Source organism: Pseudomonas sp. S3_C06 (assembly GCF_054667675.1).
This window is the reverse complement of sequence record NZ_CP162747.1, coordinates 6,357,905-6,383,926: the sequence shown is the minus strand read 5'-3', so window position 1 is coordinate 6,383,926 and position 26,022 is coordinate 6,357,905. Positions and strand designations below refer to the sequence as shown.

Here is a 26,022-nt window from a genome sequence, read left to right as displayed (position 1 = left end):
GTTCAGTGGGCTTTGTGCAACTGGCGGCTAGTTACAGCGCCATGTCACGTGCAGCGTTTTCCTTCGGAGCTTCAGCTTTTTCAGCTGCAGGTGCGGCCGGAGCAGCCACCTGACCGATCACTGGAGGCGTCGGCAGTTCGAGGATTTTGGCGGTGTAAGCCCACTCTGCAGCCACTTTGGCTGGATCGCTGTTCAGCTGAGTACCGTAGCTTGGAACGATCTGGTGCAGCTTGGTTTGCCACTCTGGCGTTGCGACTTTGTCTTTGAAGACTTTCTGCAGCACGCTCAGCATGATCGGTGCAGCGGTCGACGCGCCTGGCGATGCGCCCAGCAGGCCGGCGATGGAGCCGTCTTGTGCAGCAACGATTTCGGTGCCCAGTTTCAGCACGCCGCCAGCGGCTTCATCACGCTTGATGATTTGCACGCGTTGGCCGGCTTGCCACAGGCGCCAGTCTTCGGCTTTGGCGTTCGGGAAGTATTCCTTCAGCGCGTTCAGACGGTCTTCATCCGACAGCATCAGTTGGCCAGCAAGGTACTCGACCAGCGGGTATTCCTTGATGCCGACCTTGGTCATAGGCCAGATGTTGTGGGTGGTGGTGCTGGTCAGCAGGTCCAGGTACGAGCCTTCTTTCAGGAACTTGGTGCTGAAGGTCGCGAATGGGCCAAACAGGATGACGCGCTTGCCGTCCAGAACACGGGTGTCCAGGTGCGGAACGGACATCGGTGGCGCGCCAACCGACGCTTTACCGTAGGCCTTGGCCAGGTGCTGTTCAGCGATGGCAGGGTTATCGGTCACCAGGAACGAGCCGCCTACCGGGAAGCCAGCGTATTCCTTGGCTTCAGGAATGCCCGATTTCTGCAGCAGGTGCAGTGCGCCGCCGCCAGCGCCGATGAAGACGAACTTGGCGTCGGTTTCGGTTTTAGTGCCGTCTTTCAGGTTTTTGTAGCTGACGCGCCAAGTGCCGTCGGCATTCTTGGTGATGTCCTGCACTTCGCTCGACAGTTTCAGATCGAAGTTAGGCTTGGTCTGCAGGTGGGCAGCGAACTGGCGGGTGATTTCGCCGAAGTTCATGTCGGTACCCAACGGGCTCCAGGTGGCCGCGATTTTCTGGTTCGGGTCACGCCCTTCCATCATCAGCGGGACCCACTTCTTGATCACAGCCGGGTCTTCGGAGTACTGCATGCCGGCGAACAGCGGGCTCGCTTGCAGGGCTTCGTAACGCTTTTTCAGGAACTTGATGTTGTCATCGCCCCACACGAAGCTCATGTGCGGAGTGGTGTTGATGAACGAGCGAGGGTTCTTCAGAACGCCTTGCTGAACCTGCCAGGCCCAGAACTGACGGGAGACCTGGAACGCTTCGTTGATCTCGACGGCTTTCGGGATCGTTACGTTGCCTTTGTCGTCTTCCGGGGTGTAGTTCAGCTCGGCGAGCGCCGAGTGACCGGTACCGGCGTTGTTCCAGCCGTTGGAGCTTTCGAGGGCGACGCCGTCGAGGCGCTCGACCATTTCCATCGACCAGCTTGGCTCCAGCTCATTGATCCACACACCGAGGGTGGTGCTCATGATGCCGCCGCCGATCAGCAGAACGTCGACTTTCTTTGCTTCGTCAGCATTGGCGGATGTCATCCCCATCGCCAAAGCCAGACCCAGCAGGGCTGTGTTCACTTTTTTAAACATCTGTTGCACCTATGATAAAACGCCTTCCGCCCGCCGCTGTTATCTGCATGCGATCCGCTTTGATGACGCTCAGGCTAGCGTCGCAGATTCCGGCACACTTCAATTTTGACGGGTGGGCACACAAGGCCGACATGCTGCATCGACCTCAGTTAATGTCCCTTCTGAACTGACTTCTTATCATTATTGGCTCAGCTACTTGAGCGACAGGGATTCCGTCGGCCCGCCCAGAGGCAAGCAAACTGAATAAGGTCAAACCAAGTTGGCGCGAAGAATATCACGTCAGGGCAAACCCGCGCGTCTGTTCCCGACTTGAGAGTCTTTTTCCGCTCAGGGACTTATCGGCCGCCAGACGCTGAACATGACCCTCCGATCAGTGCAGCGACTCAAACCCTCCAGCATTCAAGTGTAGTTGCCCAGCGATTGAGTGCTTTTGCGCAGTGCCTTACTCAGAAATTATCTGCTAGGTTGTACGACGACCGACAAACAAGTCGTCCACCCCATAACAACAAGGAAACAACCGCAATGACCAAGACTCGACTACTGATCGTTTTTCTCTGTGCCTTCAACGGTTACGCCATGGCCGCCTCGGCCCCGGCAGAAAAGGATGTCGCCCAAGCGGTCGATCATCTGACCCAGGCGATGCTGCACAAGGACATCGCTGAACTGAACGCCCTCACCGCGCCCAACCTGACCTACGGCCACTCCAGCGGCAAGATTCAGGACAAGAAAGAATTCATCGCCGATATCGAGACCGGCAAGAGCGCGTTCAAGACCCTGGAAATGCAGAACCAGACCATCACCCTGTCCGGCGATACCGCGCTGGTGCGCCACCACTTTTCCGCGCAGGCGTTGAAGGGCACTGAAGTGATACCGACCGAGATCGAGAACTTTCAGATCTGGCAGAAGCAGGACGGCAAGTGGTTGCTGGTGGGGCGGCAGGCGTTCAAGTTTTGATTGTGTGAATTTATCCAGCGTTAGTGTTGGCTGAACTGACCTCTTCGCGAGCAAGCTCGCTCCCACAATGTTCGGTGGCGCAGCGAATATTGTATTTACACCACGAAATCTGTGGGAGCGAGCTTGCTCGCGAAGGCGGCAGTCCGGCCAACAAAAAAGCGCCTGACTGCCCTCACCGCTACAACCGAAACCGATCCACCGATTGCGCCAACTGCCCCGCCAGGCTCGACAGCTCATCGGTAGTATTCGCCGTTTGCCCGATCACCCGGCTGTTGCCCTCGGACATCCCGGCAATCATTTCCACCTGATGGGCAATCTCGTTACTGGCCTGACTCTGCTCGCCAATCGTGCGGGTGATGTCGTTGACCAGTTGTGTCGTGCTCAACGTCGCCTCAAGGATTTCGCGAATAGCGCGCTCGACATCCGCCGTCACCGCCATGCCCTTGTCGACCTGCGCCACCCCCGCCTCCATGCTGCTGACCGCCTCGCGGGTACTGTGCTGAATGCGCGCGACCATCGCCGCGATTTCCTGGGTTGAGGCACTGGTGCGTGCCGCCAGACTGCGCACTTCGTCAGCCACCACGGCAAAGCCCCGGCCCTGCTCGCCGGCGCGGGCCGCTTCAATCGCGGCATTGAGCGCCAGCAGGTTGGTCTGGTCGGCAATGCTCTTGATCACCTGAATGATGTTGAAAATGGCTTCGGATTCCTGATCCAGCGTGCGGATCACCTGTGCCGACTGTTGCGCCGAGCGCGCGATATCGTCCATGTCGCTGACCACTTGATGAATCACACCACCCCCCTCTTTCGCCAGCGTTTCGGCTTGATTGGCCATGCTCAGGGCACGTTCGGCATGGCGGGTGATTTCCTCGATGCTCGCGGTCATCTGGCTCGCGGCGGCGGCCATGGTGCCAGCGGCGACGCTTTGTTGCTGGCTGCTGTCGGCGACCTGATGGCAGCCCTGGCTGAGTTGTTCGCTCATGCCACTGACGCCATGAGCATTGCGCCGCACCACATCGATCATGTTGCGCAAATCGCGCTGCATGGTCGCCAGCGTGCGGATCAGGACACTGGCTTCGTCCTTGCCGGACGGCTCGGCGATCGGCTCACTGAGATTGCCGTGGGCGATGCTTTCGGCGATGCGACTGGCGGTCTTCAACGGTCCCATGATGCTCAGAATCACCCAGCGCCCCTGAATCAACAGCAGCACAAGACTGGCGAGCAACACCACGCCAAGCGCGACGTTGGCATTGCGGATCGCCGCTTCGGTGCCTGCGCTGGTCTGCCGTGTATTGGTTTCAATCAATTCGCTGAGCGCGGCCATCTGCTCTTCGAGCTGACTGAACGCCGTGTTGAACGTGCCCAGTTCCTGTTGAGCGGCATCGGGACTGTCGAGTGCCAGCCTGACAATCCGCTCGCCGGTGTTGATGTAGGTGTCGAGGCTCGGTCTGATCTGCTCCAGTGCGGTACGCAATGTCGGGTTGATCGGCAGCTTGAGGTTCTCCTCGAGCACCTCACGAAAATGCCCCGCATGTTCGTTGATCGAATCGCGCACCTCGGCCGCCGTGCTGGTGCTTTTGCTCAGTCCCACGAGCATTGCCGAGTAGACATCGGCGCGCAGGGCGTCGTGCATCATGTCGGCTTCCATGTGGTTGCGCAGCGCGCTCATGCTGACCGCGTTGTCGCTGACCGCCGAAGCCATCCGCTGGTTGCCGACGTAACTGACCAGACTCACGATCAAGGCCGTCAGCAGACTTGTCACAATCAGCAACACTAAACGCAGTTTGATCGACACCGGTTTTTCCTCCTTGGCCACGCCCGCAAACGCCTGTCAGACCTTCAGTTAAGCCTATTTGCGCAGGTCTGCCGTGCCAGAGCGTGTCAGCAGGTGTCGGCATGAGGGCCAAATGCCGCAAAACTTTTGGATTGCGCGACAAGTCTCAATTTTCAACGCGCACGGCTAACGCCTTCATCGCCGGTTAATGCCGGCAGGCTATGAGTCCGTCGTTCCGAATTCTCATGCAGCAAAAGGAAACGCTATGAAACGCGCATTGTGGTTGGGTTTGCTTGGCACTTTGGCCATCGGCAGCGCACAGGCGGCGACGGAAAAAGTCGCCATCAATCTGGTCAGCGCCGACGGTGCACCGCAAGCGATCGGCTCGGTCACCATCAGTGAAACCGCGTATGGCCTGCTGTTTACCCCGGATCTGAAATCCCTGCCGGCCGGCATCCATGGTTTTCACGTCCATGAAAACGGCAGTTGCGAAGCCGGTATGAAGGATGGCGTGAAAGGCGCCGCACTCGCCGCTGGCGGGCATTTCGATCCGCAGAAAACCGGCAAGCACCTCGGCCCCTACGCCGACGGCCATCTGGGCGACTTGCCGGCGGTTTACGTGACGGCGGACGGTATCGCCAACTACCCGGTATTGGCGCCGCGCCTGAAAAAGATCTCCGAGATCAAGGGCCATGCGCTGATGATCCATGCCGGTGGCGACAACCACGCCGACATGCCCAAACCGCTGGGCGGTGGCGGTGATCGCATGGCCTGCGGGGTGATCTGAGCCATCACAGTCTAAAGGCCGGGCAACCCGTAATCGCGTTGCCCGCGTCTGTTTTGCAATAACGCAGACTTTCCAGCCCCACGGAACTCCCGCTCGCCGCGCCCCTCTCACATTATGTAGTCCTTCCCTTTTTGCTTCGCGCTTGTGGAGGAACACCGTCATGCGCAAGTTAGTGCTCGTTTCTTCTTTACTCCTATGCCTGCCCGTTGGTTCCGCTCTGGCCAAAGTCGATGCCGGAGATGTCGCCACCTCGGCCGGTGTCTCCGCGTCGCTGTACTCGACCTTCAAGGATCACAAAATGGTGATTCCGGCCCGTGACGACTTGTCTGCATTTGTCGCCAGTGGCGGGGCCATTCGTGGGGTTTATCTTGAGTCGGTGCTGCAACAGGTTCGCCAAGACAATCCTGGCCTGAACGCCAGTGATGAAGATCTCGCCAACGCGATTCTGGTGCATTACGAAGGCCTGAATCAGTAGCCGTCACGGATGAAGCAGCCGATGGACGGCCGCTGAAGGCGCATAGGCAAAACTGTCCGACGGCCTCTATGATGGAGGCCATGACGACTTCTGCGCCTCTGCGCTCACCCTGCCCGCCCGGCGCCTGCATTTGCGGGCGCGATCCGTTGCTGGAGACACCCGGCGCGGATTTGCGCATCCTGCGCCTGACCCGCGAAGAAGAGAAAATCCTGCTGGCGCGGCTGGAAAAACTCAAAGACCTCGCCGATCTCGAACACCTGAAACAACGCATGTATGAACAACTGGGATTGCGCGTCGAAGTCGCCCCTGGTTTCAACGAAGTGCGCACCATGCGCGGCATTGCCATTCAGATCGAAGAGTTGCCGGGCCTGTGCCGCAAGACGCGCGCGGCCATCCCCGCCGCCATTCGTCGCGGCTTGGAAAACCATCCCGAAATCGCCTTCGAACTGCTCAATGCCCACGACTTGCTGCGCGACACCTGATCATTTTTTCAGTCCGACCCGTTTGCGCATCTCGGCGGTGATGCTCTGCCGGGTTTTCTTCATCTCGGCCCATGGCGCGTCGCCGACCTCCGCCAGACGCTCATGAACGTTGCGCACGTTCCATTGATTACCGCCCTTGATCTCGGCAACTTCCTCGCGAAACAGCGGCACCGACACCGGCAGACCTTCGCGGGTGCGCGCGGCGTAAGCGCAGATGGTGGTGGCGCCCAGACCGTTGCGCAGGTAATCGATGAAGATCCGCCCGACACGATTCTTTGGCCCGGACACCGCCGAAAAGCGATCCGGCAACAGCTTGGCCATATGGCTGACGATGGCATGGCTGAAGTCCTTGACCTCATCCCAGCCGAGTTTGCGGGTCAATGGCACCACCAGATGAATGCCCTTGCCGCCACTGGTTTTCAGGAACGCTTTCAATCCCAGTTCATCAAGCACAGTCAGCGTCAGTGCCGTCGCCTCGACCATGCTTTTCCACGGCAGCGACGGATCCGGGTCAAGGTCGAGGACGAAGCGATCAGGCTTGTCCAGATCGACGGTGGTGGCGTTCCAGGTGTGCAGTTCGACGGTGCTCATCTGCACGGCGCCGATCAGCGCCTCGGCGTTGTTGATCAGCATCACCGGTTGCCCGGTGAGATCTTTGTCCAGCGTGGTGATGCCGGGTATTGCCAAGCGTTCGGCGTTCTTCTGGAAAAACAATTCACCAGCGATGCCGTCCGGCGCGCGCACCAGTGCCACCGGGCGATCCTTGAGTTGCGGCAGGATCCATTCGGCGACGCTGGCGTAATACTCGGCCAGTTGCATTTTGGTGGTGCCACTGACCGCGTCGATCACACGATCCGGGTGGGTGATGCGCACCTTGCCGGTGGCCAGTCCGAGTTGCGACGGCGCGGTGTCGGCTTTGCTCGCCGGGGCTTTTTTCGTGGTTTTTTTCGCGGCGGTTTTCTTCTCTGCAGTCTTCACCGGTTTCGCTCGCTCCTCTGTGATGCCCTTGGCCGGTTTGTCGTCGCGCAAGCCATGGAACACCGCGTGGCGCACCGAGCCGTCCTTGGTCATTTCGGCAAACGCAACCTCCGCCAGCAGCTTTGGCTTGAGCCAGTGCACGCCTTTGACCTCGAAACCGCTGGGCGGATTGACCACAGCGGCTTTCTTCACCTGCAAGGGTTTGAGTTGGGCGAGGATGCTTTTCAACGTTGACTCGCTGAAGCCAGTGCCGACCTTGCCGGCGTAACGCAACTCGCCACTGTCACGATCATGCAGCCCCAGCAACAGGGCGCCGAACGCACTGCGCGAACCTCTCGGATCGGTGTAACCAACGATCACGAACTCCTGACGATGTTTGCACTTGAGCTTGATCCAGTCGCTGCTGCGCCGCGACACATACGGCGAGCCGAGACGTTTGCCGATCAGGCCTTCCATCTGCATCTGGCAGGCGCTGTTGAGCAGCGCGTCCGGCGTTTCGTCAAAGGCTTCGGAGAAGCGCAACAACGGTTGCTCATGGCTGCCAAGCACCGTGGCCAATGCGGCGCGACGTTCCTCGACCGGCACTTCACGCAGGTCGACGCCGTTGAGATACGGCAGATCAAACAGGTAGTAGATGATGTTGCCGCTGCGCCCGGCCTCGAAAGCATTTTGCAGGGCCTGAAAGTCCGGCACGCCTTGTTCGTTGGCGACGACCATTTCACCGTCCAGCCACGCTGATTCAAGACCGAGCGAGGCCAGGGCTGCGGCCTGTTGCGGCAACTTGTGCGTCCAGTCATGACCATTGCGGGTAAACAACTGCACCTGATCATGATCAATGCGCGCCATGATCCGATAGCCGTCGAATTTGATCTCGTAGCTCCACTGCCCTTCGGGCGCGCTGTCGACCAGGGTGGCCAGTTCCGGCTTGAGCTGCGTCGGCAGTCTGGCCTTGTGCGCACCGGTGAGCTTGCCGCTCGCGGGCTTGCGGGTTTTCGCCGCAGGTTTCTTCAGCGTTTTGCTTTGCTCGGCGGCCAGTTTGGGTTTGTCGACGATCGTGCGTTCGCTCAGCACACTGTCCGGCTCGGCCAGCAGCACGTCGTAATCATCCTGCGGCCGCGCGGCATCGTCCTGATGCTTGATCAGAAACCACTGCTCTTTCTTGCCCGGCATGTGCGTGCGCACCAGGTTCCAGACACCGCCGAGCTTTTCGCCTTGCAGCTCGAACTTGAGCTTGCCCTTTTCGTAGGCCTTGTGCGGATCTTCCAGCGGAATCCACACGCCACGATCCCAGACAATCACATCTCCAGCGCCGTAATGCCCTTCGGGAATGCTGCCCTCGAACGTTGCGTAATCCAGCGGATGATCCTCGACATGCACCGCCAGCCGCTTGACCTTGGGGTCGAGTGACGGCCCCTTCGGCACCGCCCAGCTCTTCAACGCACCATCGAGTTCCAGGCGAAAGTCGTAATGCAGGTGCGACGCATCGTGCTTCTGGATGCAGAACTGCAAGGCATGATCCGTGGCGGATTTGCGCCCCGAACGCTTGACGGCCGCCGGTTCCGACGTCGCCGAGAAGTCGCGCATGCGGTTGTAGTCGTCGAGATTTCTGTTCATCGCGCACCTGCCTTGCTTCAGCCCATTCGGGTCACGGTCAGCGCCACCACGGCGATGCGGTCGACCCGTTGATAACCGGGATTGAGCAGTTCTTCGCCGAAGACATCCGGATCGAGTTCGCGGTATGTCCAGCCGAAGCGCTTTTCATCGAGTCGCGGTAGCACGGTGTCGAGAAACGGATCGCGACCATCGACCATCGCCACACCGGTGTAGAGCAACAGCGAACCGCCGGGCGCCAGCCTGTTCAGCGCCTGCTCGACGATACGCAGCGACAGCCCTGCCCCCAGCGTCCCGCCCCCATGACGATAAGCGCGCTCAGCCGGATCGGCCATGTACGGCGGGTTGGCGACAATCAGATCGAACTCGCCGTCGGCACCCTGCAAAAGATCACTGGCGTGCACCTCGACGTTGGCGACCTCCGCCAGTGCAGCGTTGATCGAAGTCAAGCGCAGCGCTGCGGGGTTGATATCCAGCGCCAGCACCTGCGCCTCGCGACGGGCACGGCCGATCAGAATCGCTCCGACGCCCGCCCCACAACCAATGTCCACCGCGCGATGGATGGGCGCGAAGTTCTGTTGCAAGTGGGCGTGAATCAATTGGGCGAAACGATAGGTGTCCGGACCGAAAAAAACCGCGTCGGCCGCGTCGGTAGGGAACGCCGAATGCACGAACAGCAAATCATCCAGACTCGACCAGCGCACGCGACTCTTCAGGTGGCCTTCGTAATTATCAATGACCTGCGCGTCCTGCAGTTGCCGCTGTTCATCGGCGGACAACAACCCCGGCGCGAATGGACGCGACCAGCCAAAAACGTCGCGCAACGAGTCGGCCATCTGGCCCTCGTCACGCTGGTTGACCCGTTGATGGGTCAACGGCGTCGGCGTGGTGAACCGATATCCGTCTGCCACCAAGCGTCTGCCCAGTTGCAGCAGCACAAGATCGTTGGGGCAAAGTTGTTCTTCCTGATTCATCGGTGATGTCCTTAAGGCAAGCGGGATTTGAGTTCGATAAAACGGCGGGTAGCGAGCAGTCCGGCCGGATGTGCGTGGCGGGCCGGAGCAAGCCAGGGGATCAGAATCGCCATCTGCGCGATTGCATCCTTACCTTGCAGCGCGGCGTTGAGCGCCTGTACGTCGGGATCCTGTTCAAGCCCTTCGATGGCCGCTGCGGTCTGACTGTGCCGTCGAGCGGGTTTGGTTTTATCCGAAGAGGTCCAGTCACCAGCAATCCAGTCGTGCACCAGTTGTTTCTCGTAGGCATTGAACACGCCAAACATCGCCGCACCATCGCCTGCAATCAGCTGCCAAAAGCGACTGGCCTGTGGGTCTTCGTGGCGTTTGATCCAGCCTTTGTTCTGCAATGCCTGCAGGAATCCGGGTAATTGCTCCGGTGCAGCCAGCCACTGATTGACGGTCTGCCCTTCGAAGCGGCAGTAATCGGAATGCATGTGCTGGGCGAACGGACACTTGCGTTCGAGCATCGCCAGCAACTCCCGCTCAAGGTCGAAACCTTCAATGATCGCGCGACTGCCCTGCCCCAGGTCGTTGAGCCGATAACCCAGCGCCACCCGACGCAGAAATTCGCCGCGATCGGCCTCAAGCGGCAGCAGATCGAGCGCCGCCTGCACGGCTTTCTTCGCATGGCCGGTGCTAGCGTTATCGATGGTTACATGCAGGGTGAAATAGTACGGATCGATCCCCAACTCACTGAGTTCGTAACTGCTGATCAGCAAGTGCAGCGGCAGCTGTTCATAGCCGAGGTTGTAGCCGATCACTTCGGGCAAGTAATCCGCGCCACAGACACCCAGCGCCAGTTGTATCGCGCCTTGCAGGTAGCGTTCATCGTCGATCGCGCTGCTGTCCTGCAAGTCGTGCTCGGCGAGCAGTTTGCGGTAGATCACCACGTGGTTCTGCGCCGGATTGCCCTCGCCCAGTTCTTCCAGAAAGGTGCGTAGCAGGCCTTGGAAACGCGGATCCTGCCAGCGCGGCAACAAGCCAGACAGCCAGGCGCCGTCGACCAGTTTGGTCGGTGCCACCGCTTGCAGGAAATACAGCGCCTGCGCCTTGCCACGGAAAAATTGCCGTGGCCCGCCGTCCTTGCGCTGTTGCAGATAGTCGGCGTATTGCCGGGCGACATCGGCGCAATGCCCGGCCACCCAGGCGTGCCAGGTCGTGGGATCTTCGGGCAGGGAGTCGTTGAGTTGCGCGGCGTGTTGCAGTTGTTCCTGTAAAAAAGCCTGTGCAAGGTCTTGGGAGTTGTCATCGCGCAACAACGCGTCATAGACCTGTCGGATGTTCCCGGCGGCATTCATAAGATGCGGTTGGGCAGGCGCAGCTTGCAGATGTGTCAGGACAGTCATGGCAAAATTCTCGGTCGGTTGGCAGGACGCTGTTCCACACGCCTCTACAGCAGCAGAGAGGCAGCGCCTGCGAAAAATTCAATCGACGTGAAAATTGCCCGGACGGACGGCGAAGCAGCTCCTTGGCGGAGCTGCTGGTGACAATGATTTATTTAACGTGACTTCAGGCCGAACCTTTGGCCTGCCGTTCCAGATGCACCTGCAAATCCGGGTCGATCTGCAATGCTGCTGCCAGCTCATCCAGATATCTGCGCTCGGCGTCCTGCTGGTCATCAACCAGCATGACGCTGGCCAGGTACATTTCGGCGGCGACGGCCGGATCCCCATTGGCCGCCTGCGCCACGTCATCAGGGTCCAGCGGCTTGGCGACTTCGGCATCGAGCCATTGCTGCAACTGCGGATCGTCGGTGTGTTTGCCGATTTCGCTGCTGATCAGGTGTTTCTCGGATTCATCGATACGCCCGTCAGCCTTGGCCGCGGCGATCAAGGCACGCAGCACCGCGTGGCTGTGTTCTTCAATCTCCGGGCCGGCCAGGAGGTTAGCCGTTTGCGGCGTTTGTTGCGGGGCCGAACTGGCCTGGCTGCGTTGCCAGGCCTGATACGCCTGGAACGCCATCATTCCCAGCGAGGCCAGCGCCGCATAATTGCTGCCGCCGGAACGACTTTGCGTACCGCCCCCGCCACCCAGCGCCCCACCCAACGCGCCGCCCAGGCCACCACCGGCACCGCCGCCGAGTAAACCACCGAGCAAACCGCCTAATCCACCCAACCCGCCCGCCGGCGCACCGCCACGTGTACCGGTTGAATCCGCGCCACCGAGCAGACCACCCAGCAAGCCACCGAGGCCACCCAAACCAGCACCGGCGGAGGCTGAAGATTGTTGTCCCGCCGAGGCTTGGCCTCGCAGCAGTTGTTCAAGCAAATCGCTGGTGTTCATGATGTCATCCTCAGGCAAGGGCAGTGACCGTCTGGCAACGATAGCCCCCTGAAGCCAGAGCGCCAGCACCGTTTGGCTGACACGCAAAACCTTGGCGGATTTCGCCTGCGTATTTTTGCACCGGCCAGCTAAGATTCAAGGATGCTGAACCTTATCCCGGCCAGACCGGTCGATAGCTGCAACCCCAACCCGGTTTGCCGGCGCCCTTCTAACCGAGGGTGATACCCGGCTTGCATCACTTTCTGGAGAACGCCCCCGTGATATCGACCGTACACATCGCCAGGCTCAAAGCATGGGGCGCCCATGGTTTTACCGCGACTGGCGTGGTCACCGCTTTTCTGGCCACCCTCGCCCTGTTGGAAAACCAGCCGACCCACTGCCTGATGTGGCTGGGCGTGGCGCTGATTGTCGACGGCCTCGACGGCGCACTGGCGCGCAAGGTCAACGTGCAATCGGTGCTGCCGAGCTTCGACGGCTCGATCCTTGATCTGGTGATCGATTACCTGACATACGTGTTCATCCCGGCGCTGTTCATCTATCGCTACATTCCGTTGCCCGACTACACCCTGCTGCTGACCGTGTCGCTGATTCTGGTGTCGTCGCTGTTCTGCTTCTGCAACGTCAACATGAAGAGCAAGGACAACTACTTTGTCGGGTTTCCGGCGGCGTGGAATGTGGTCGCGCTGTGTCTGTACATCATCGGGCCCGGACCGTGGATCACTTTTCTGACGGTGATCGGCCTGGCGTTGCTGACCGTGACGCGGATGAAGTTCCTCCATCCATTCCGTGTACGGCGGTTCATGCCGATCAACATTGCGGTGACGGCGATCTGGCTGCTGTGCAGTTTGTCGCTGGTGCTCAACCACCCGGTGATCAACCCGTTGGTGATGGGCTTGTGGTTGCTGATGTCGGCGTACTTTCTGGGGATCTGCATCTGGCGCACGGCGCTGGAGTGGTTTGATCGGCCGCAGGTGAAATAGGCTCCAGAATCCAACACACATCCAATGTAGGAGTGAGCCTGCTCGCGATAGCGGTCTGTCAGCTGAATATTTTTGACTGAAAGACCGCTATCGCGAGCAGGCTCACTCCCACAGGGATCTTCATTCAGCGTTTAGTGATTACCACCTCCAGATACTCGCTCGGCACCACCAGCGACTCCTCCCCCGCCCGATTCAAACGGTTGAGCAAATCCGCCAGATCATTTTCCAGCGCCTGCCCGCTCTCCGGCGGCAGTGCCGCGAAGGCCTTGTGCACCGGCCCGTACCAATGGCGGAAGATGTCGATGAAGTGCGCGGCCGAGCGATAGCGAAAATTGAACTCGCGCCGCGTCACACGCAGCAGAAAATCGCGGTCATCGAAATGCTTGTGCAGCCACGCATCAGAGCCCCAGTTCGACGGCGGCTGAGCACCGGCAGGCGGTGGCAGATGCCGGCCGAGGGTTTTGAACATCTGGCCAACGAAACCTTCCGGCGTCCAGTTGGCCAGACCGATCCGCCCGCCACGGCGACAAACCCGGCCCAGTTCAGCAGCAGCCTGGTCCTGATCCGGTGCGAACATCACGCCAAAGGTCGACAGCACGGCGTCGTAGCTCTCGTCGGCGAACGGCAGCGCTTCGGCATCGGCCACCTGAAACGTCACGTCCAGATGCTCCGCGCGGGCACGATCCTGCCCCCGTTCCAGCAGCGCCGCGACATAGTCGGTCGAGGTGACCAGGCAACCGCGCCGCGCCGCCGCCAGCGTTGCATTACCGTTGCCGGCAGCGACATCCAGCACCTCCTCGTCGCAACGCAGGTCGCAGGCTTCGGCGAGGTTTTCGCCGACGATTTGCAACGTCGTGCCAATCACGGCGTAGTCGCCACTGGCCCAGGCGACTTTCTGGCGTTCTTTCAAGGCAGTCAGATCAATCGGGGTGCTCATAAGCGTGAACTCCGCTGCGGGTGGGTCGGTGATCATTCGGCCGTCGTCGGATCGATGACCGTCATCACACGCGCCACACTGTTGGCAGGAAATCCTCCAAGCCTGGCGTGTTCACGCACCTGCTCTTCATCCGGCGCGATGTACACGCAATAGATTTTGTCTGCGGTGACATAGCTCTGCAGCCACTGCACCTGCGGGCCGAGTTCGCGCAATACATCACAGGACGTTTTCGACACGGCTTTGAGTTCTGCTTCCGACAGCTTCCCAGCCCCTGGAATCTCGCGTTCAATCACGAATTTAGGCATGGCAACCTCGCGCTCTTGTTATGGGGCAAGGCCGGCAGTGACCCTGCTCACGCACTATCGCGCCGAGACCGCTCGGCGTCCCTGCCAATCGTCTGGCAACCCGGTAAAACCGGGGGTTTGCCGATGAGCGGTGGAAATCTGTAAAGGGTCTGGAACACCTTGAGGATTGCCAATGTTCGGGGATTGGTTTCTGATGCGTTCTCGCTTCTGGAACGGATTCGACTGATGTCACTGCAAATCGATTGGCTCGCGCATCACATGCACCACAGCGACCGTTATGCCCAATGGATCCACCAGCAATTTCCCTACGAATACGTCGACCATCCGCTGGCCGAATGGCAGCGTGAATTTGCCGAGGGCCAAGGCAATGGCGACTGGTCCTGCCTGATCGCCACGGATGGTGAACATCTGCTCGGCGGCGCCGCACTGGCACGTGATGACCTCGCTCTGCGCCCCGATCTCGGACCTTGGCTGGCCTGCGTGTTCGTCAGCCCTGAAGCACGCGGGCAAGGTCTGGCGGAACGTTTGATTGCAGGGATTTGTCAGGAGGCGAAAGACTGCGGCTTTGCGCGCCTGTATCTGCACACGCAGAACAAGCAGGACTACTACGCCAAACGCGGCTGGCAGGTGCTGGAGCGTTTTCGCGCCTGGGACACCGAACAATGGCTCATGGTGCGTGACCTCTGAGCCATTGGTTTTGCTGATCAGGCCGCAGGCGCCTTTGCCTCCTGCAGCAACTGCTGGATCATCTGCTCCTGCGCTTCGTAGCGACCTTCGCCGAAGTGGCTGTAACGCACCTGCCCCTTGGCGTCGATCAGGTAGTGCGCTGGCCAGTATTGATTGTCGAAGTTACGCCAGATCGCGTAGTTGTTGTCGATGGCCACCGGGTAGGTGATGCCGAGTTTTTTCACTTGATCCCTGACGTTGTCGATGATCCGCTCGTAACCGTACTCCGGGGTGTGGACGCCGATCACCACGAGCCCGTCTTTTTCGTATTTCTTCGCCCAGTCTTTGACGTACGGCAGGGTGTGCTGGCAGTTGATGCAGTCGTAGGTCCAGAAGTCCACCAGCACTACTTTGCCGCGCAGGGACTCAGCGCTCAGCTCGGGCGAGTTCAGCCATTGCACCGCGCCGGAGAGCGACGGCATCGGCCCTTTGCCCTGCTCCATCGGCGAGTCCGCGCGGACTTTGCTGATGAAGTAGTCGAGCACTTTCGGCACGTTCTCCAAGACGTTTTTTTCGACACTGGCGACGCCTTCAGAGGAGGTCTTCGCCAACAAGGTTTTATCGAAGCCGGTGGCAATCACCGCTGCCGTCGCCAGTACCGCAACCCCGGCACCACGGCGCAACCAGCCAGTGAACGGAATCGACGGTTTCAGGCGATTGACCAAACCGCGCCCGGTGAAGATCAGCGTACCCAGCGACAATGCACTGCCGACACCGTAGGCCAGCAGCAACAGGCTGGTCTGCGCATTCGCCCCTTGCAGCATGGCGCCGGTGAGGATCACGCCGAGAATCGGTCCGGCGCACGGTGCCCACAGCAGCCCCGTGGCTACGCCGAGCATGATCGAAGCCATCGGCCCGGCCTTCTTCCGGGAGTCCGGATCGAGGCGGTTGCCGAGCATCACCAAAGGTCGCGTCAACCAGTCACCGACGCGCGCCGAGATCAGCGACAGGGCGAACACACTCATCACGATCAACGCGACGTAACGCCCGTTGTTGCTGGCCTGGATCACCCATTCGCTGCTGACCACCGCCAGGCTGGAAATCAGCGCGAAGGTCAGCGCCATGCCGCCGAGGGTCAGCAGAATCGAGGTGCGGCTGCGTTGGGCACCGGCAAACAGAAACGGCACCACCGGCAGGATGCAGGGGCTGAGCACGGTCAGCAGACCGCCGAGGAATGCGATGAGGTACATAGTGAGTCCACCCTGGTTCAATGACTGTGATGAAGCATTCAGACGTTCTGGCTTTCCAGCCAATGGCTCTGCGGTGTGCGGCTGGCGCCGTTCTCGGCAAACATCTGGCCTTGTGGTGTGCGACTGGCGCCGTCCGCTGCAAACATCTGGCCCTGCGGCGTGCGGCTGGAGCCGTCTGCGGCAAACATCTGGCCCTGCGGCGTGCGGCTGGAACCGTCCGCGGCAATCAAGCCATCGGTGCCTTGCTTGGCCACCGGCGTCAGTTGGAAGCAGGTGCTGCTGTGACAGCTATGCTGTTCAACCGCAGCGTTGGCATGGGCGGCGACGCCGGCCAGGGAGAAAGCGATAGCGGTCAAAAAGCGCGATACGTTGTTCATGGTTGTTTCCTTCTAAAGAGTGATGACTCAATTGTCGTTGTTGCAGCCGTCGGCGAATTTGCTGTAATCGAGCACGCGGGTCTGACCGGCCGAATCGAGGTAGGTCATGCGCGCCTCGACAATCCCGCACGTCACCGAGTTGTCCTGTTTCAGCGAGAGAACTTTCTGGATATCCAGGTGGGTGCCGTAGGTGTAGGTTTGCGCGGTGACAGCGGCTTCGGCACGGGCCGACAGCGTGCAGATGTTGAGCGCGGCAAACAGGCAGGCGGCGATTACGGATTTGTTGTTCATGGCGTTTTCCTCAAGGCTTCAGTGGGTTTGAGCCGAGGCGATCTGTGTGGGCCTCGATGGAGCCTATTTGAGGCTCGAGAGGTATCGCGTCTGTGTCAGGAAAGGCCGCGTTTCAATCGCTGTGTATCCCGCTCGGCGGGGGATACACAGCGATACAAAACCCTGAAAAAACTGCGTTTTTGCGTGTTCATGTATCCGTCGTCACGGCAGATACACTGCAATACAAAGGCAGGCAGGCGAGCCGCGCGAGGCTCGATAGACTGCACGGCATTCCCCTTTGATAGAGGTTCGAACCCGATGGAACATGTCGATCACATTCTCATCGTCGATGACGACCGCGAGATCCGCGAACTGGTGGGCAACTACCTGAAGAAAAACGGCCTGCGCACCACCGTGGTCGCCGATGGCCGGCAGATGCGCAGCTTTCTCGAAGCCAACACCGTCGACCTGATCGTGCTCGACATCATGATGCCCGGCGACGATGGCCTGCAGCTGTGCCGGGAACTGCGCGTGGGCAAACACAAGGCCACGCCGGTACTGATGCTGACCGCGCGCAACGATGAAACCGACCGCATCATCGGCCTGGAAATGGGCGCCGACGATTACCTGACCAAACCGTTCGCCGCCCGTGAGTTGCTGGCGCGGATCAACGCCGTGCTGCGCCGCACGCGGATGCTGCCGCCGAATCTGGTGGTCACCGAGGCCGGTCGCTTGCTGGCTTTCGGCCGTTGGCAGCTGGACACCTCAGCCCGCCACCTGCTCGACAAGGACGGCACCATGGTCGCCCTCAGCGGCGCCGAATACCGTTTGCTGCGGGTGTTTCTCGATCACCCGCAACGGGTGCTCAGCCGCGATCAACTGCTCAATCTGACCCAAGGCCGTGACGCTGATCTGTTCGACCGCTCGATCGATTTGCTGGTCAGCCGTTTGCGCCAGCGTCTGCTGGATGATGCGCGCGAGCCGGCCTACATCAAGACCGTGCGCAGTGAAGGTTATGTGTTCTCGCTGCCAGTCGAAATTCTCGGGGCGCCGGCATGAGCGTCAATCTGCACTGGCCACGTACCCTCCCCTCGCGCCTGTCGCTGATTTTCCTGATCGGCTTGCTGCTGGCCCAGGCATTGTCGTTCGGCGCGCAGTATTACGAGCGTTACCAGAGTGCGAAAAACACCATGCTCGGCAATCTGGAAACCGACGTGTCGACCTCGATTGCGATCCTCGATCGCTTGCCTGCCGAAGAGCGCCCGGCCTGGCTCGAGCGTCTGGCGCGAAAAAACTATGGCTACCTGTTGAGCGAAGGTGAACCGGGCACGCCGATCGAGGCCAGTGATGTGCCGGTAGCCGTCACCTCGATTACCGAAGCCATTGGTGAACGCTATCCGCTGACCTTTACCGACATTCCCGGGCCGAAGAAACATTTTCAGGGCCACCTGCGCCTGAGCGACGGCAGCCCGGTGACCATCGACGTGCGCCCCGCCATGGTCCCGTTATCGCCTTGGTTGCCGGTGGTCTTGCTCGGGCAACTGGCGCTGATGATCGCCTGCAGCTGGCTGGCGGTGCGCATCGCGGTGCGTCCGCTGACGCGCCTCGCCAACGCCGTGGAAACCCTCGACCCCAACGCCCACCCGATCAACCTCGACGAAAGCGGCCCGACCGAAGTGATCTACGCCGCCCGTGCATTCAACGCGATGCAGGCGCGCATCGCCGCTTACCTCAAAGAGCGTATGCAATTGCTGGCGGCGATTTCCCATGACCTGCAAACGCCGATCACGCGGATGAAACTGCGCGCCGAGCTGATGGACGATTGCGCCGAGAAAGACAAACTGTGGAATGACCTCAGCGAGATGGAGCATCTGGTGCGCGAAGGCGTGGCCTATGCGCGCAGCATCCACGGCTCGACCGAGGAAAGCCGCCGGACCAACATGGACTCTTTCCTCGAAAGCCTGGTGTTCGACTATCAGGACATGGGCAAACAGGTGCAACTGGTCGGCAAGAGTGCGGTGGTCATCGACACCCGGCCCCATGCCTTGCGCCGGGTATTGGTGAATCTGACCGACAACGCGCTGAAATTCGCCGGCGCCGCCGAAGTCTGGGTCGAAGCCAACAAGGGCAGTCTGGCGATTACCGTCATGGACCGTGGCCCGGGCATCGCCGACGCCGAACTGGCGCAAGTGCTGCAACCGTTCTATCGCGTGGAGAACTCACGTAATCGCGATACCGGCGGCACCGGCCTCGGCTTGGCCATCGCCCAGCAACTGGCCATGGCGCTGGGGGGTGCGCTGACCTTGAGCAACCGCGAGGGCGGCGGGTTGTGTGCGGAACTGAAACTCCCCCTGCACCCCTGAGAACAGCGAAAGTCCCTGTGGGAGCGAGCCTGCTCACGAAGGCGTCCTGTCAGTCGATGCTCAAGTTGACTGAAAGATCGCTTTCGCGAGCAGGCTCGCTCCCACAGTGTGCGGCGCGGTTTAAGTGTTCAAGATGCCAGACCGATCACCTGGTCCTCATGCATCTGCTGCAACAACGCCAGTCCACTGTCCATGAACGAAGCGCTCGCCGACTGCCCGGCCTCTTGCGCCAGACCTTGCAACTGCTCGCGCCCTGTCAACGGTGCAAACTCGGTGATGCGCTGCAGCAACCGCCAGGCCAGCGGACTCAACTCGGAAAACTTCACACTCCAGTCCGCCGCACGCCGCACCAGCAAAAACGTCGGTTGGTCCGGTGGCGTGGCGGGCTGATGGTTTGGATCGAGTTCATGCACCGGCCACGCATACGCCAACGGCCAGGCCAGTGCCGAGATCTGCAACGGGCGGTCCAGCAACAGCGCCGGATCGGTCGCCGGCAGCGCCTGAGCATCGGACTGCTGCAAAACCATCTCGACCCATTCGTAATGCGCCAGCTCCAGCAAAAACGCCGGCCACTCACCTTCGCGCATTACCTGCGGTGGCGTGGCCAGATAGTCGAGAAACGTCTCGGCAATCTCGCCAAACTTTGGGGTCTGCGCCCGCCAGTCGCGCAAAAAGCCGCGCACCAGCAGACCCCAGCGTTGCTCACCGATGATCCGGATCAACACCGGAAACGTGCCGCTCAACAGTTGCGATACGTTGTTGAACACCAGATCGCGATAGACGTTGACCCGCGCCGCGTTCATGTCGGCCGGTGGCGATTGATGCTCGGGGTCGCGCAAATATCGGGTCAACGCCTGTTGTTGCTGCATCAGGTTATCCACGAAGGCTACCCTCCGCTTGCAAGTGGCGAATGGTCTGCAACTCGACGACCAACTCGGAAAACGCCGGAAAGTTGAAATCCCGCTCGAGCAGCGTTGGCTGCGCACCAAACCGCGCATAGGCCTCGGCCAGCAGCGACCACACTGCCGGTTTTACCGAGGCACCGTGGGTGTCGATTTTCAGCGTATCCGACTCATCGAAATGCCCGGCCACATGCATGCCGACCACCCGGCCCGGCTCGATAGCGGCGAGAAACGATTGCGGATCGAAGCCGTGGTTGATCGCATTGACGTACACGTTGTTGACGTCCAGCAGCAGGTCACAACCGGCCTCACGCAGCACGGCGTTGGTGAAAGTCACTTCATCCATATCCTGACGGGGGGCGGCGTAGTAGGAGACGTTTTCCACGGCCAGACGCCGACCGAGAATGTCCTGAGCCTGACGGATTCGCGCGGCGACGTGGTGCACTGCCTCTTCGGTGAACGGCAATGGCAGCAAGTCGTAAAGATGCCCGTCATCACTGCAATAACTCAGGTGTTCGCTGTACAGCGGCACGTTGTAACGATCGAGAAACACTCGGACTTCCTGCAAGAAGCTGACATCCAGCGGTGCCGACCCGCCAAGTGATAGCGACAAACCGTGGCAGGACAACGGATAGCGTTCGGCCAGTTCACGCAACGCCGCGCCATGGGCGCCGCCGACGCCGATCCAGTTCTCCGGGGCAACTTCGAGAAAATCGAAATCGCCGGTGCGGGCAGCTTGCAGGTCTTTCAGCAAGCCACGGCGCAGGCCGAGGCCGACGCTGGGTGGCCGTGATGAGGGCGGCGTTTGCATGGGATGTGTCTCAGCAGTGGATTTTCCACATTTGAGCCGCTGGCTGTATCGCGGTTGTGTGCAGATGACCGGGCATTTGCAGCCCTGTGTATCCGGCGATGACGGCGATACACGGTGATACAGACTTGCTGCCGATCAATATTGTGGGAGCGAGCCTGCTCGCGAAAGCGTCGGCACTACCAATATAGGAACTGCCTGAAATGCCGCCTTCGCGAGCAGGCTCGCTCCCACAGGTTCTTCAGTGTTTACAAATACAGCGCCAGCCCCGGACCGGGGCTAGACTCCTTTATTACCCAGTCGAGGGGGACGCAGGACGTCAGCCGTGCCCTGCTCAACTCCGTGACCACCGCCCGGTGGCGCACGCCTCGACCTTCGACGCCGCCGGACCGTGATCCTGTTTCAGGAGCACACATGATGGACGAGGCGAAGCTCAACCAATTCATGGGCAAACTGGTCAACGACATGGGCGGCGCGGCGATGCTGGCCAATGTCATCGTCGGCGAAGAACTCGGCTTGTACCGGGCAATGGCCGACAGTCAGCCGATCAGTGCCGATGCCCTCGCGGCGAAAACCACCTGTAACCCGCGTCTGGTGCGCGAATGGCTTAGCGCTCACGCGGCTTCCGGCTATATGGAACATCACGACGGCCAGTTCCGTTTACCGGAAGAGCAGGCCCTGGCGCTGGCCGTCGAAGACTCGCCGGTCTACGTCGCCGGTGGCCTTGGAGTGGTGGCGTCGTTTTTCCACGACAAGGACAAACTGGTCAAAGCCATGCGCGGCAACGGCGCCCTGCCCTGGGGTGATCACCATCCGTGCATGTTCAGCGGCACCGAGCGGTTCTTCCGGCCGGGTTATAAAGGCCACCTGATCGCCGAATGGCTGCCGGCGCTGGACGGTGTGGTGGCAAAACTGGAGGAAGGCGCCAAAGTCGCCGATATCGGCTGCGGCCATGGTGCGTCGACGGTAATCATGGCCCAGGCCTATCCCAACTCGCGCTTCGTCGGCTACGACTATCACGCGCCCTCGATCACTGTCGCCACCCAGCGCGCCGAGGAAGGCGGGGTCAGCAGCCGGGCGAAGTTCTTTCGGGGTTCGGCGAAGAGCTACCCCGGCAACGACTACGACCTGATCTGCTATTTCGACTGCCTGCACGACATGGGTGACCCGGTCGGCGCCGCGCGTCACGCCTATGACTCGCTGAAAGATGACGGCACGGTGTTACTGGTCGAGCCATTCGCCAACGACACGCTGGACGACAACATCAACCCGGTCGGACGCCTGTTCTACGCGGCCTCGACGTTTATCTGCACACCGAACTCGCTGTCGCAGGAAGTCGGCCTCGGCCTGGGTGCGCAGGCGGGGGAAATGCGTTTGCGCAAAGTGTTTGTCGAGGCCGGGTTCAAGCACTTCCGCCGGGCCACGCAAACACCGTTCAACCTGATTCTGGAGGCACGCAAGTAACCCGCGCGGGTCGCGTGCTAACCTGCTGGCAACGTCCTTCTCCGGAGCGCTGACCATGATCGACAGCCCGACCCGCGAACACCTCGACACCTTGCAAGAGGTGATGGCCGATGGCGACTTCCTCGTGCTGACCGGGGCCGGTATCAGCACGCCGTCGGGCATTCCGCATTACCGCGACAGCGACGGTGTACGCCGCGGCCGACAACCGATGATGTATCAGGAGTTTCTGGCCGCCGCCGAATCACGCCGTCGCTATTGGGCACGTGCGATGCTCGGCTGGCCGAGGGTGCGTCAGGCGCAGCCGAACGCGGCTCACGAAGCATTGGCCGATTTGCAGCACGGTGGGCTGATCCGCGATTTGATCACCCAGAACGTCGACACCCTGCACGATCAGGCCGGCAGTCACGATGTGATCGAACTGCACGGCAGCCTGCATCGCGTCCTCTGCCTGGACTGTGGCCAGCGCAGTGAGCGTGATTCGATTCAGCAATTGATGGAATTGCACAATCCGTATCTGGCCGGGGTCGATGCCGTGCAGGCACCGGATGGCGACACCCTGCTCGACCCGGCGTTCGAGGCGCGTTTTCAGGTACCGCACTGTCCGCATTGCGCCGGCGAGCGGATGAAACCGGACGTGGTTTTTTTCGGCGAGAACGTCGCGCAGCCCACGGCGGCAAGGGCGATGGCGGCGGCGGAAAATGCGGCGGGGATGTTGGTGGTGGGGTCTTCGTTGATGGCGTATTCGGCGTTTCGTTTGTGCCGGGTGATTGCCGATCGTGGCAAGCCGTTGATTGCGATCAATCTGGGCAAGACCCGGGCGGATGATTTGCTGGATTTGAAGATTGAAGCGTCGTGTGAACAGCTTTTGCCGTTGTTGGTGGAAGTGCTGGATCGGTGAGTTGCTGCACTTTGTGCTCGACTCAGGACCCAGGCCCCTCACCCTAGCCCTCTCCCAAGGGAGAGGGAACTGACCGTGTTGTTCTCAAGCAATATGTCGACCTGAAAATTTCGAGTCGAACTCAGGATTTGAGAAATCCCCAATTGGCTCCCTTTCCCCCTCGCCCCCCTGGGGGCGGTCCGACGTTTCGGGAGGGTTGGGGTGAGGGGGTAGATCTCACAGTTGCCGCAGATCTTCAGCCTTGAGAATATCGAACAACGCCTGCGCCGCTGCCGACAGTTCATTGCCCGGCTCGGTCAGCACACCAATCGCCCGCTCCACCGAGTCGTCCAGCGTCAGGCAATGGGCGCCCAGTTCTTGCATCTGCTCGGCACACAACGCCGGGACGGCGCTGACGCCCAGACCGCTGGCGACCATGCGCCCGACGGTCGCCAATTGATGGCTCTCAAACTCCACCGGCAACTTCATACCCCGCGCCTGTAAGTGCTCTTCGAGCATCACCCGCACCGTCGAGGGCCGCTGCAAGGTGATAAACGGCTCCTGAAGCAACGTCTGCCAATCGATCTCAGCGCGCTGGGCCAACGGCGAATCCTTCGATACCACCGCAACAAAGCGATCCATGTACAAGGGCGTGAACGTCATCGCCGTGTTTTGCATCGGCTCGAACGCCACGCCGAGTTCCACCTGACGATCACGAACCATCTCCAGCACTTGCTCGTTGATCACGTCATTGACCGTGACGTTGACGTTCGGATAGCGCGCGCGAAACGTTTTGAGGATCGGCGGCAGCAGATTACCGGCAAACGACGGCATCGCCGCCAGCGTCACTCGCCCGCGCTGCAAGCTGAAGCGCTGGCGCATTTCGTCTTCGGCGTTGTCCCAGTCGGCAATCAGCCGTCGCGCCAGAGGCAGCAAGGATTCACCTTCGGCAGTCAGCGCGACGTTGCGCGTGTTGCGGCTGAACAGGCGTCCGCCCAGGCCCTCCTCCAGCGCTTTGATGGTCAGGCTCAAGGCTGATTGCGACAGGTGCAGGCGCTCGCAGGCCACGGCGAAACTCAAGCTCTGGGCGACGGCGAGGAAGGCGCGGATCTGTTTGATGGTCATACTGAAGCCTCAGGATCGTCGGTGATGATCGTTCCCACGCTCTGCGTGGGAATGCAGCCCGTGACGCTCCGCGTCACTGGACGCGGAGCGTCCCTAGAGGCATTCCCACGCAGAGCGTGGGAACGGTCAAGCGTTAAGCAACAAGCCATAACGCGATTATTGAGCTTTATCAATCAATCGACCTTAAAAATCAACTTAACAAATATATCCTTCAGCGCGACACTCCAACCATTCGGCTAGCCAGCCGCCCGCAAATAATAAAAGAGGTGCATATGGCAGGTTTCGACAAGCGCGTGAGTTCCTACGAGGAAGCCCTGGCCGGGCTTGAGGACGGCATGACCGTCATCGCCGGCGGCTTCGGTCTGTGCGGCATTCCGGAAAACCTGATCGCCGAGATCAAACGCAAAGGCACCCGCGACCTCACCGTCGTCTCCAACAACTGCGGCGTCGACGGTTTCGGCCTCGGCGTACTGCTCACCGATCGCCAGATCAGCAAAGTCATCGCCTCCTACGTCGGCGAAAACAAGCTGTTCGAAGAGCAACTGCTCAAGGGCGACATCGAAGTCATCCTGACCCCGCAAGGCACCCTCGCCGAGAAGATGCGCGCAGGCGGCGCCGGCATTCCGGCCTTCTTCACCGCCACCGGAGTCGGCACTCCGGTCGCCGAAGGCAAGGAAGTGCGTGAGTTCAAGGGTCGCAAGTACCTGATGGAAGAATCCATCACTGGCGACTTCGCCATCGTCAAAGGCTGGAAAGCCGACCACTTCGGTAACGTCGTCTACCGTCACACCGCGCAGAACTTCAACCCGCTGGCCGCCACCGCCGGCAAGATCACCGTGGTTGAAGTCGAAGAAATCGTCGAACCCGGCGAACTCGACCCCTCGCAGATCCACACCCCGGGCATCTACGTCGATCGGGTCATTTGCGGCACGTTCGAAAAACGCATCGAACAGCGCACCATCCGCAAATAATTCAGGCTGACGGAGAATAAAAAATGGCACTTTCCCGCGAACAAATGGCTCAGCGCGTCGCCCGCGAAATGCAGGACGGCTTCTACGTGAACCTCGGCATCGGCATTCCGACCCTGGTCGCCAACTACATTCCCGAAGGCATGGAAGTCATGCTGCAATCGGAAAACGGCCTGCTCGGCATGGGCCCGTTTCCGACCGAAGACACCATCGATGCCGACATGATCAACGCCGGCAAACAGACCGTAACCGCGCGCATCGGCGCGTCGATTTTCAACTCCGCCGAATCCTTCGCGATGATCCGGGGTGGCCATGTCGACCTGACCGTGCTCGGCGCGTTCGAAGTGGACGTCGAAGGCAACATCGCCTCGTGGATGATTCCCGGCAAACTGGTCAAGGGCATGGGCGGCGCGATGGATCTGGTGGCTGGCGCCGACAACATCATCGTGATCATGACCCACGCATCGAAGGATGGTGAGTCCAAGCTGCTCGCCAAATGCAGCCTGCCGCTGACCGGCGCCGGTTGCATCAAGCGCGTGCTGACCGACCTCGCGTACCTGGAAATCGAAAATGGCGCTTTTGTCCTCAAGGAACGCGCACCTGGCGTCAGCGTCGAGGAAATCGTCGCCAAAACCGCTGGTAAACTGATCGTCCCGGATCACGTACCGGAAATGCAGTTCGCTGCCCAGTGAGGA

At 60.4% G+C, this 26,022-nt stretch carries 25 protein-coding genes and 2 pseudogenes; 12 read left to right on the top strand and 15 right to left on the bottom strand.

The genetic code is table 11. The features are described 5' to 3' along the window. Positions 1–31 precede the first annotated feature (31 nt). Positions 32–1,678 carry a malate dehydrogenase (quinone) gene (mqo, locus tag AB4N44_RS28375; RefSeq protein ID WP_127926730.1) on the bottom strand — a complete coding sequence of 549 codons (1,647 nt, stop codon included), beginning with the start codon at positions 1,676–1,678 and terminating at the stop codon, positions 32–34. Between the two features lie 522 nt (positions 1,679–2,200). Between mqo and AB4N44_RS28370 the strand changes: the two genes are divergently transcribed. Then, complete coding sequence (locus AB4N44_RS28370; protein WP_150774513.1) at positions 2,201–2,632, top strand: nuclear transport factor 2 family protein; 432 nt, start codon at positions 2,201–2,203, stop codon at positions 2,630–2,632. Positions 2,633–2,810: 178 nt separating this feature from the next. Here AB4N44_RS28370 and AB4N44_RS28365 read toward each other — a convergent pair. Beyond that, positions 2,811–3,404: pseudogene (locus AB4N44_RS28365) on the bottom strand (methyl-accepting chemotaxis protein); the annotation flags it as partial. 312 nt (positions 3,405–3,716) lie between these two features. Continuing rightward, a pseudogene (locus AB4N44_RS28360) lies at positions 3,717–4,364 on the bottom strand (methyl-accepting chemotaxis protein); the annotation flags it as partial. Between the two features lie 304 nt (positions 4,365–4,668). Here AB4N44_RS28360 and sodC point away from each other — a divergent pair. From sodC to AB4N44_RS28345, 3 genes are all read left to right on the top strand, one after another. After that, entirely contained in the window at positions 4,669–5,190 is a 522-nt protein-coding gene (gene sodC, locus AB4N44_RS28355) for a superoxide dismutase family protein (RefSeq protein WP_127926729.1), read from the top strand. Between the two features lie 160 nt (positions 5,191–5,350). Continuing rightward, positions 5,351–5,665 (top strand): DUF2388 domain-containing protein, encoded by a 315-nt coding sequence (locus AB4N44_RS28350; RefSeq protein ID WP_008082402.1) that lies wholly within the window; start codon positions 5,351–5,353, stop codon positions 5,663–5,665. An 80-nt stretch (positions 5,666–5,745) separates the two neighbouring features. Beyond that, positions 5,746–6,147 (top strand): hypothetical protein, encoded by a 402-nt coding sequence (locus AB4N44_RS28345; protein ID WP_177413854.1) that lies wholly within the window; start codon positions 5,746–5,748, stop codon positions 6,145–6,147. On the opposite strand, the gene ligD is transcribed toward AB4N44_RS28345, so the two are convergent. From ligD to AB4N44_RS28325, 4 genes are all read right to left on the bottom strand, one after another. Next, on the bottom strand, positions 6,148–8,739 hold the full coding sequence (gene ligD, locus AB4N44_RS28340) for a DNA ligase D (RefSeq protein WP_460111067.1): 2,592 nt from the start codon (positions 8,737–8,739) through the stop codon (positions 6,148–6,150). A 17-nt stretch (positions 8,740–8,756) separates the two neighbouring features. Continuing rightward, positions 8,757–9,710, bottom strand: a complete 954-nt coding sequence (locus AB4N44_RS28335) for a methyltransferase (protein ID WP_460111068.1) — start codon at positions 9,708–9,710, stop codon at positions 8,757–8,759. An 11-nt stretch (positions 9,711–9,721) separates the two neighbouring features. Next, positions 9,722–11,098 (bottom strand): iron-containing redox enzyme family protein, encoded by a 1,377-nt coding sequence (locus tag AB4N44_RS28330; RefSeq protein ID WP_460111070.1) that lies wholly within the window; start codon positions 11,096–11,098, stop codon positions 9,722–9,724. A 163-nt stretch (positions 11,099–11,261) separates the two neighbouring features. Continuing rightward, positions 11,262–12,035 carry a tellurite resistance TerB family protein gene (locus tag AB4N44_RS28325; RefSeq protein ID WP_150752199.1) on the bottom strand — a complete coding sequence of 258 codons (774 nt, stop codon included), beginning with the start codon at positions 12,033–12,035 and terminating at the stop codon, positions 11,262–11,264. A 257-nt stretch (positions 12,036–12,292) separates the two neighbouring features. Here AB4N44_RS28325 and pcsA point away from each other — a divergent pair, with 257 nt between their 5' ends. Then, positions 12,293–13,015: a phosphatidylcholine synthase gene (gene pcsA / locus AB4N44_RS28320; protein ID WP_007919592.1), complete on the top strand. Its 723-nt coding sequence runs from the start codon at positions 12,293–12,295 to the stop codon at positions 13,013–13,015. Positions 13,016–13,139: 124 nt separating this feature from the next. Here the strand turns inward: pcsA and AB4N44_RS28315 are convergent, their stop codons facing one another. Both AB4N44_RS28315 and AB4N44_RS28310 read right to left on the bottom strand, forming a co-directional pair. Next, on the bottom strand, positions 13,140–13,952 hold the full coding sequence (locus AB4N44_RS28315) for a class I SAM-dependent methyltransferase (RefSeq protein WP_460111072.1): 813 nt from the start codon (positions 13,950–13,952) through the stop codon (positions 13,140–13,142). Between the two features lie 32 nt (positions 13,953–13,984). Next, a complete protein-coding gene (locus AB4N44_RS28310) occupies positions 13,985–14,257 on the bottom strand; it encodes a DUF4242 domain-containing protein (protein WP_095047497.1) in 273 nt (90 codons plus the stop codon). 225 nt (positions 14,258–14,482) lie between these two features. Here AB4N44_RS28310 and AB4N44_RS28305 point away from each other — a divergent pair, with 225 nt between their 5' ends. Continuing rightward, positions 14,483–14,944, top strand: coding sequence for a GNAT family N-acetyltransferase (locus tag AB4N44_RS28305; protein ID WP_460111075.1), 462 nt, complete (start codon positions 14,483–14,485; stop codon positions 14,942–14,944). 17 nt (positions 14,945–14,961) lie between these two features. Here AB4N44_RS28305 and AB4N44_RS28300 read toward each other — a convergent pair whose 3' ends face one another. Genes AB4N44_RS28300 through AB4N44_RS28290 form a run of 3 tightly spaced genes read right to left on the bottom strand, consistent with a single transcriptional unit; the run spans position 14,962 to position 16,841 of the window. Next, a complete protein-coding gene (locus AB4N44_RS28300; RefSeq protein ID WP_455805781.1) occupies positions 14,962–16,173 on the bottom strand; it encodes a cytochrome c biogenesis protein DipZ in 1,212 nt (403 codons plus the stop codon). Positions 16,174–16,211: 38 nt separating this feature from the next. Then, positions 16,212–16,550, bottom strand: coding sequence for a hypothetical protein (locus AB4N44_RS28295; protein WP_460111077.1), 339 nt, complete (start codon positions 16,548–16,550; stop codon positions 16,212–16,214). Between the two features lie 27 nt (positions 16,551–16,577). Next, positions 16,578–16,841, bottom strand: coding sequence for a DUF2790 domain-containing protein (locus tag AB4N44_RS28290; RefSeq protein ID WP_077572182.1), 264 nt, complete (start codon positions 16,839–16,841; stop codon positions 16,578–16,580). A 297-nt stretch (positions 16,842–17,138) separates the two neighbouring features. Between AB4N44_RS28290 and AB4N44_RS28285 the strand changes: the two genes are divergently transcribed. Together AB4N44_RS28285 and AB4N44_RS28280 are read left to right on the top strand one after the other, a co-directional pair. After that, the gene (locus AB4N44_RS28285) at positions 17,139–17,879 is read left to right on the top strand and encodes a response regulator (protein WP_064392669.1); all 741 of its coding nucleotides are present in this window, start codon (positions 17,139–17,141) and stop codon (positions 17,877–17,879) included. Then, positions 17,876–19,183 (top strand): ATP-binding protein, encoded by a 1,308-nt coding sequence (locus AB4N44_RS28280; protein WP_460158145.1) that lies wholly within the window; start codon positions 17,876–17,878, stop codon positions 19,181–19,183. Before AB4N44_RS28285 ends, AB4N44_RS28280 begins: the two co-directional genes overlap by 4 nt. A 128-nt stretch (positions 19,184–19,311) precedes the next feature. Here AB4N44_RS28280 and AB4N44_RS28275 read toward each other — a convergent pair whose 3' ends face one another. Both AB4N44_RS28275 and AB4N44_RS28270 read right to left on the bottom strand, forming a co-directional pair. After that, the gene (locus AB4N44_RS28275; protein ID WP_460111081.1) at positions 19,312–20,064 is read right to left on the bottom strand and encodes an HvfC family RiPP maturation protein; all 753 of its coding nucleotides are present in this window, start codon (positions 20,062–20,064) and stop codon (positions 19,312–19,314) included. Further along, positions 20,057–20,896 (bottom strand): HvfB family MNIO-type RiPP peptide maturase, encoded by an 840-nt coding sequence (locus AB4N44_RS28270; RefSeq protein WP_150774503.1) that lies wholly within the window; start codon positions 20,894–20,896, stop codon positions 20,057–20,059. Before AB4N44_RS28270 ends, AB4N44_RS28275 begins: the two co-directional genes overlap by 8 nt. A 414-nt stretch (positions 20,897–21,310) precedes the next feature. Here AB4N44_RS28270 and AB4N44_RS28265 point away from each other — a divergent pair, with 414 nt between their 5' ends. Both AB4N44_RS28265 and AB4N44_RS28260 read left to right on the top strand, forming a co-directional pair. Continuing rightward, positions 21,311–22,357 carry a class I SAM-dependent methyltransferase gene (locus AB4N44_RS28265; RefSeq protein WP_460111671.1) on the top strand — a complete coding sequence of 349 codons (1,047 nt, stop codon included), beginning with the start codon at positions 21,311–21,313 and terminating at the stop codon, positions 22,355–22,357. 55 nt (positions 22,358–22,412) lie between these two features. After that, the gene (locus AB4N44_RS28260; RefSeq protein ID WP_460111084.1) at positions 22,413–23,255 is read left to right on the top strand and encodes an NAD-dependent protein deacetylase; all 843 of its coding nucleotides are present in this window, start codon (positions 22,413–22,415) and stop codon (positions 23,253–23,255) included. 216 nt (positions 23,256–23,471) lie between these two features. Here AB4N44_RS28260 and AB4N44_RS28255 read toward each other — a convergent pair whose 3' ends face one another. Continuing rightward, entirely contained in the window at positions 23,472–24,359 is an 888-nt protein-coding gene (locus AB4N44_RS28255; RefSeq protein ID WP_322846715.1) for a LysR family transcriptional regulator, read from the bottom strand. Positions 24,360–24,631: 272 nt separating this feature from the next. Here AB4N44_RS28255 and AB4N44_RS28250 point away from each other — a divergent pair, with 272 nt between their 5' ends. Continuing rightward, positions 24,632–25,330 (top strand): CoA transferase subunit A, encoded by a 699-nt coding sequence (locus tag AB4N44_RS28250; RefSeq protein ID WP_007919568.1) that lies wholly within the window; start codon positions 24,632–24,634, stop codon positions 25,328–25,330. 23 nt (positions 25,331–25,353) lie between these two features. After that, a complete protein-coding gene (locus AB4N44_RS28245) occupies positions 25,354–26,019 on the top strand; it encodes a CoA transferase subunit B (protein WP_016983256.1) in 666 nt (221 codons plus the stop codon). Positions 26,020–26,022: the final 3 nt, after the last annotated feature.

Coding starts and splice junctions, on each gene's coding strand:
- mqo (WP_127926730.1), bottom strand. CDS start 1,678: ATGTTTAAAAAAGTGAACACAGCCCTGCTGGGTCTGGCTTTGGCGATG.
- AB4N44_RS28370 (WP_150774513.1), top strand. CDS start 2,201: ATGACCAAGACTCGACTACTGATCGTTTTTCTCTGTGCCTTCAACGGT.
- sodC (WP_127926729.1), top strand. CDS start 4,669: ATGAAACGCGCATTGTGGTTGGGTTTGCTTGGCACTTTGGCCATCGGC.
- AB4N44_RS28350 (WP_008082402.1), top strand. CDS start 5,351: ATGCGCAAGTTAGTGCTCGTTTCTTCTTTACTCCTATGCCTGCCCGTT.
- AB4N44_RS28345 (WP_177413854.1), top strand. CDS start 5,746: ATGACGACTTCTGCGCCTCTGCGCTCACCCTGCCCGCCCGGCGCCTGC.
- ligD (WP_460111067.1), bottom strand. CDS start 8,739: ATGAACAGAAATCTCGACGACTACAACCGCATGCGCGACTTCTCGGCG.
- AB4N44_RS28335 (WP_460111068.1), bottom strand. CDS start 9,710: ATGAATCAGGAAGAACAACTTTGCCCCAACGATCTTGTGCTGCTGCAA.
- AB4N44_RS28330 (WP_460111070.1), bottom strand. CDS start 11,098: ATGACTGTCCTGACACATCTGCAAGCTGCGCCTGCCCAACCGCATCTT.
- AB4N44_RS28325 (WP_150752199.1), bottom strand. CDS start 12,035: ATGAACACCAGCGATTTGCTTGAACAACTGCTGCGAGGCCAAGCCTCG.
- AB4N44_RS28315 (WP_460111072.1), bottom strand. CDS start 13,952: ATGAGCACCCCGATTGATCTGACTGCCTTGAAAGAACGCCAGAAAGTC.
- AB4N44_RS28310 (WP_095047497.1), bottom strand. CDS start 14,257: ATGCCTAAATTCGTGATTGAACGCGAGATTCCAGGGGCTGGGAAGCTG.
- AB4N44_RS28305 (WP_460111075.1), top strand. CDS start 14,483: ATGTCACTGCAAATCGATTGGCTCGCGCATCACATGCACCACAGCGAC.
- AB4N44_RS28300 (WP_455805781.1), bottom strand. CDS start 16,173: ATGTACCTCATCGCATTCCTCGGCGGTCTGCTGACCGTGCTCAGCCCC.
- AB4N44_RS28295 (WP_460111077.1), bottom strand. CDS start 16,550: ATGAACAACGTATCGCGCTTTTTGACCGCTATCGCTTTCTCCCTGGCC.
- AB4N44_RS28290 (WP_077572182.1), bottom strand. CDS start 16,841: ATGAACAACAAATCCGTAATCGCCGCCTGCCTGTTTGCCGCGCTCAAC.
- AB4N44_RS28285 (WP_064392669.1), top strand. CDS start 17,139: ATGGAACATGTCGATCACATTCTCATCGTCGATGACGACCGCGAGATC.
- AB4N44_RS28280 (WP_460158145.1), top strand. CDS start 17,876: ATGAGCGTCAATCTGCACTGGCCACGTACCCTCCCCTCGCGCCTGTCG.
- AB4N44_RS28270 (WP_150774503.1), bottom strand. CDS start 20,896: ATGCAAACGCCGCCCTCATCACGGCCACCCAGCGTCGGCCTCGGCCTG.
- AB4N44_RS28265 (WP_460111671.1), top strand. CDS start 21,311: ATGGACGAGGCGAAGCTCAACCAATTCATGGGCAAACTGGTCAACGAC.
- AB4N44_RS28260 (WP_460111084.1), top strand. CDS start 22,413: ATGATCGACAGCCCGACCCGCGAACACCTCGACACCTTGCAAGAGGTG.
- AB4N44_RS28255 (WP_322846715.1), bottom strand. CDS start 24,359: ATGACCATCAAACAGATCCGCGCCTTCCTCGCCGTCGCCCAGAGCTTG.
- AB4N44_RS28250 (WP_007919568.1), top strand. CDS start 24,632: ATGGCAGGTTTCGACAAGCGCGTGAGTTCCTACGAGGAAGCCCTGGCC.
- AB4N44_RS28245 (WP_016983256.1), top strand. CDS start 25,354: ATGGCACTTTCCCGCGAACAAATGGCTCAGCGCGTCGCCCGCGAAATG.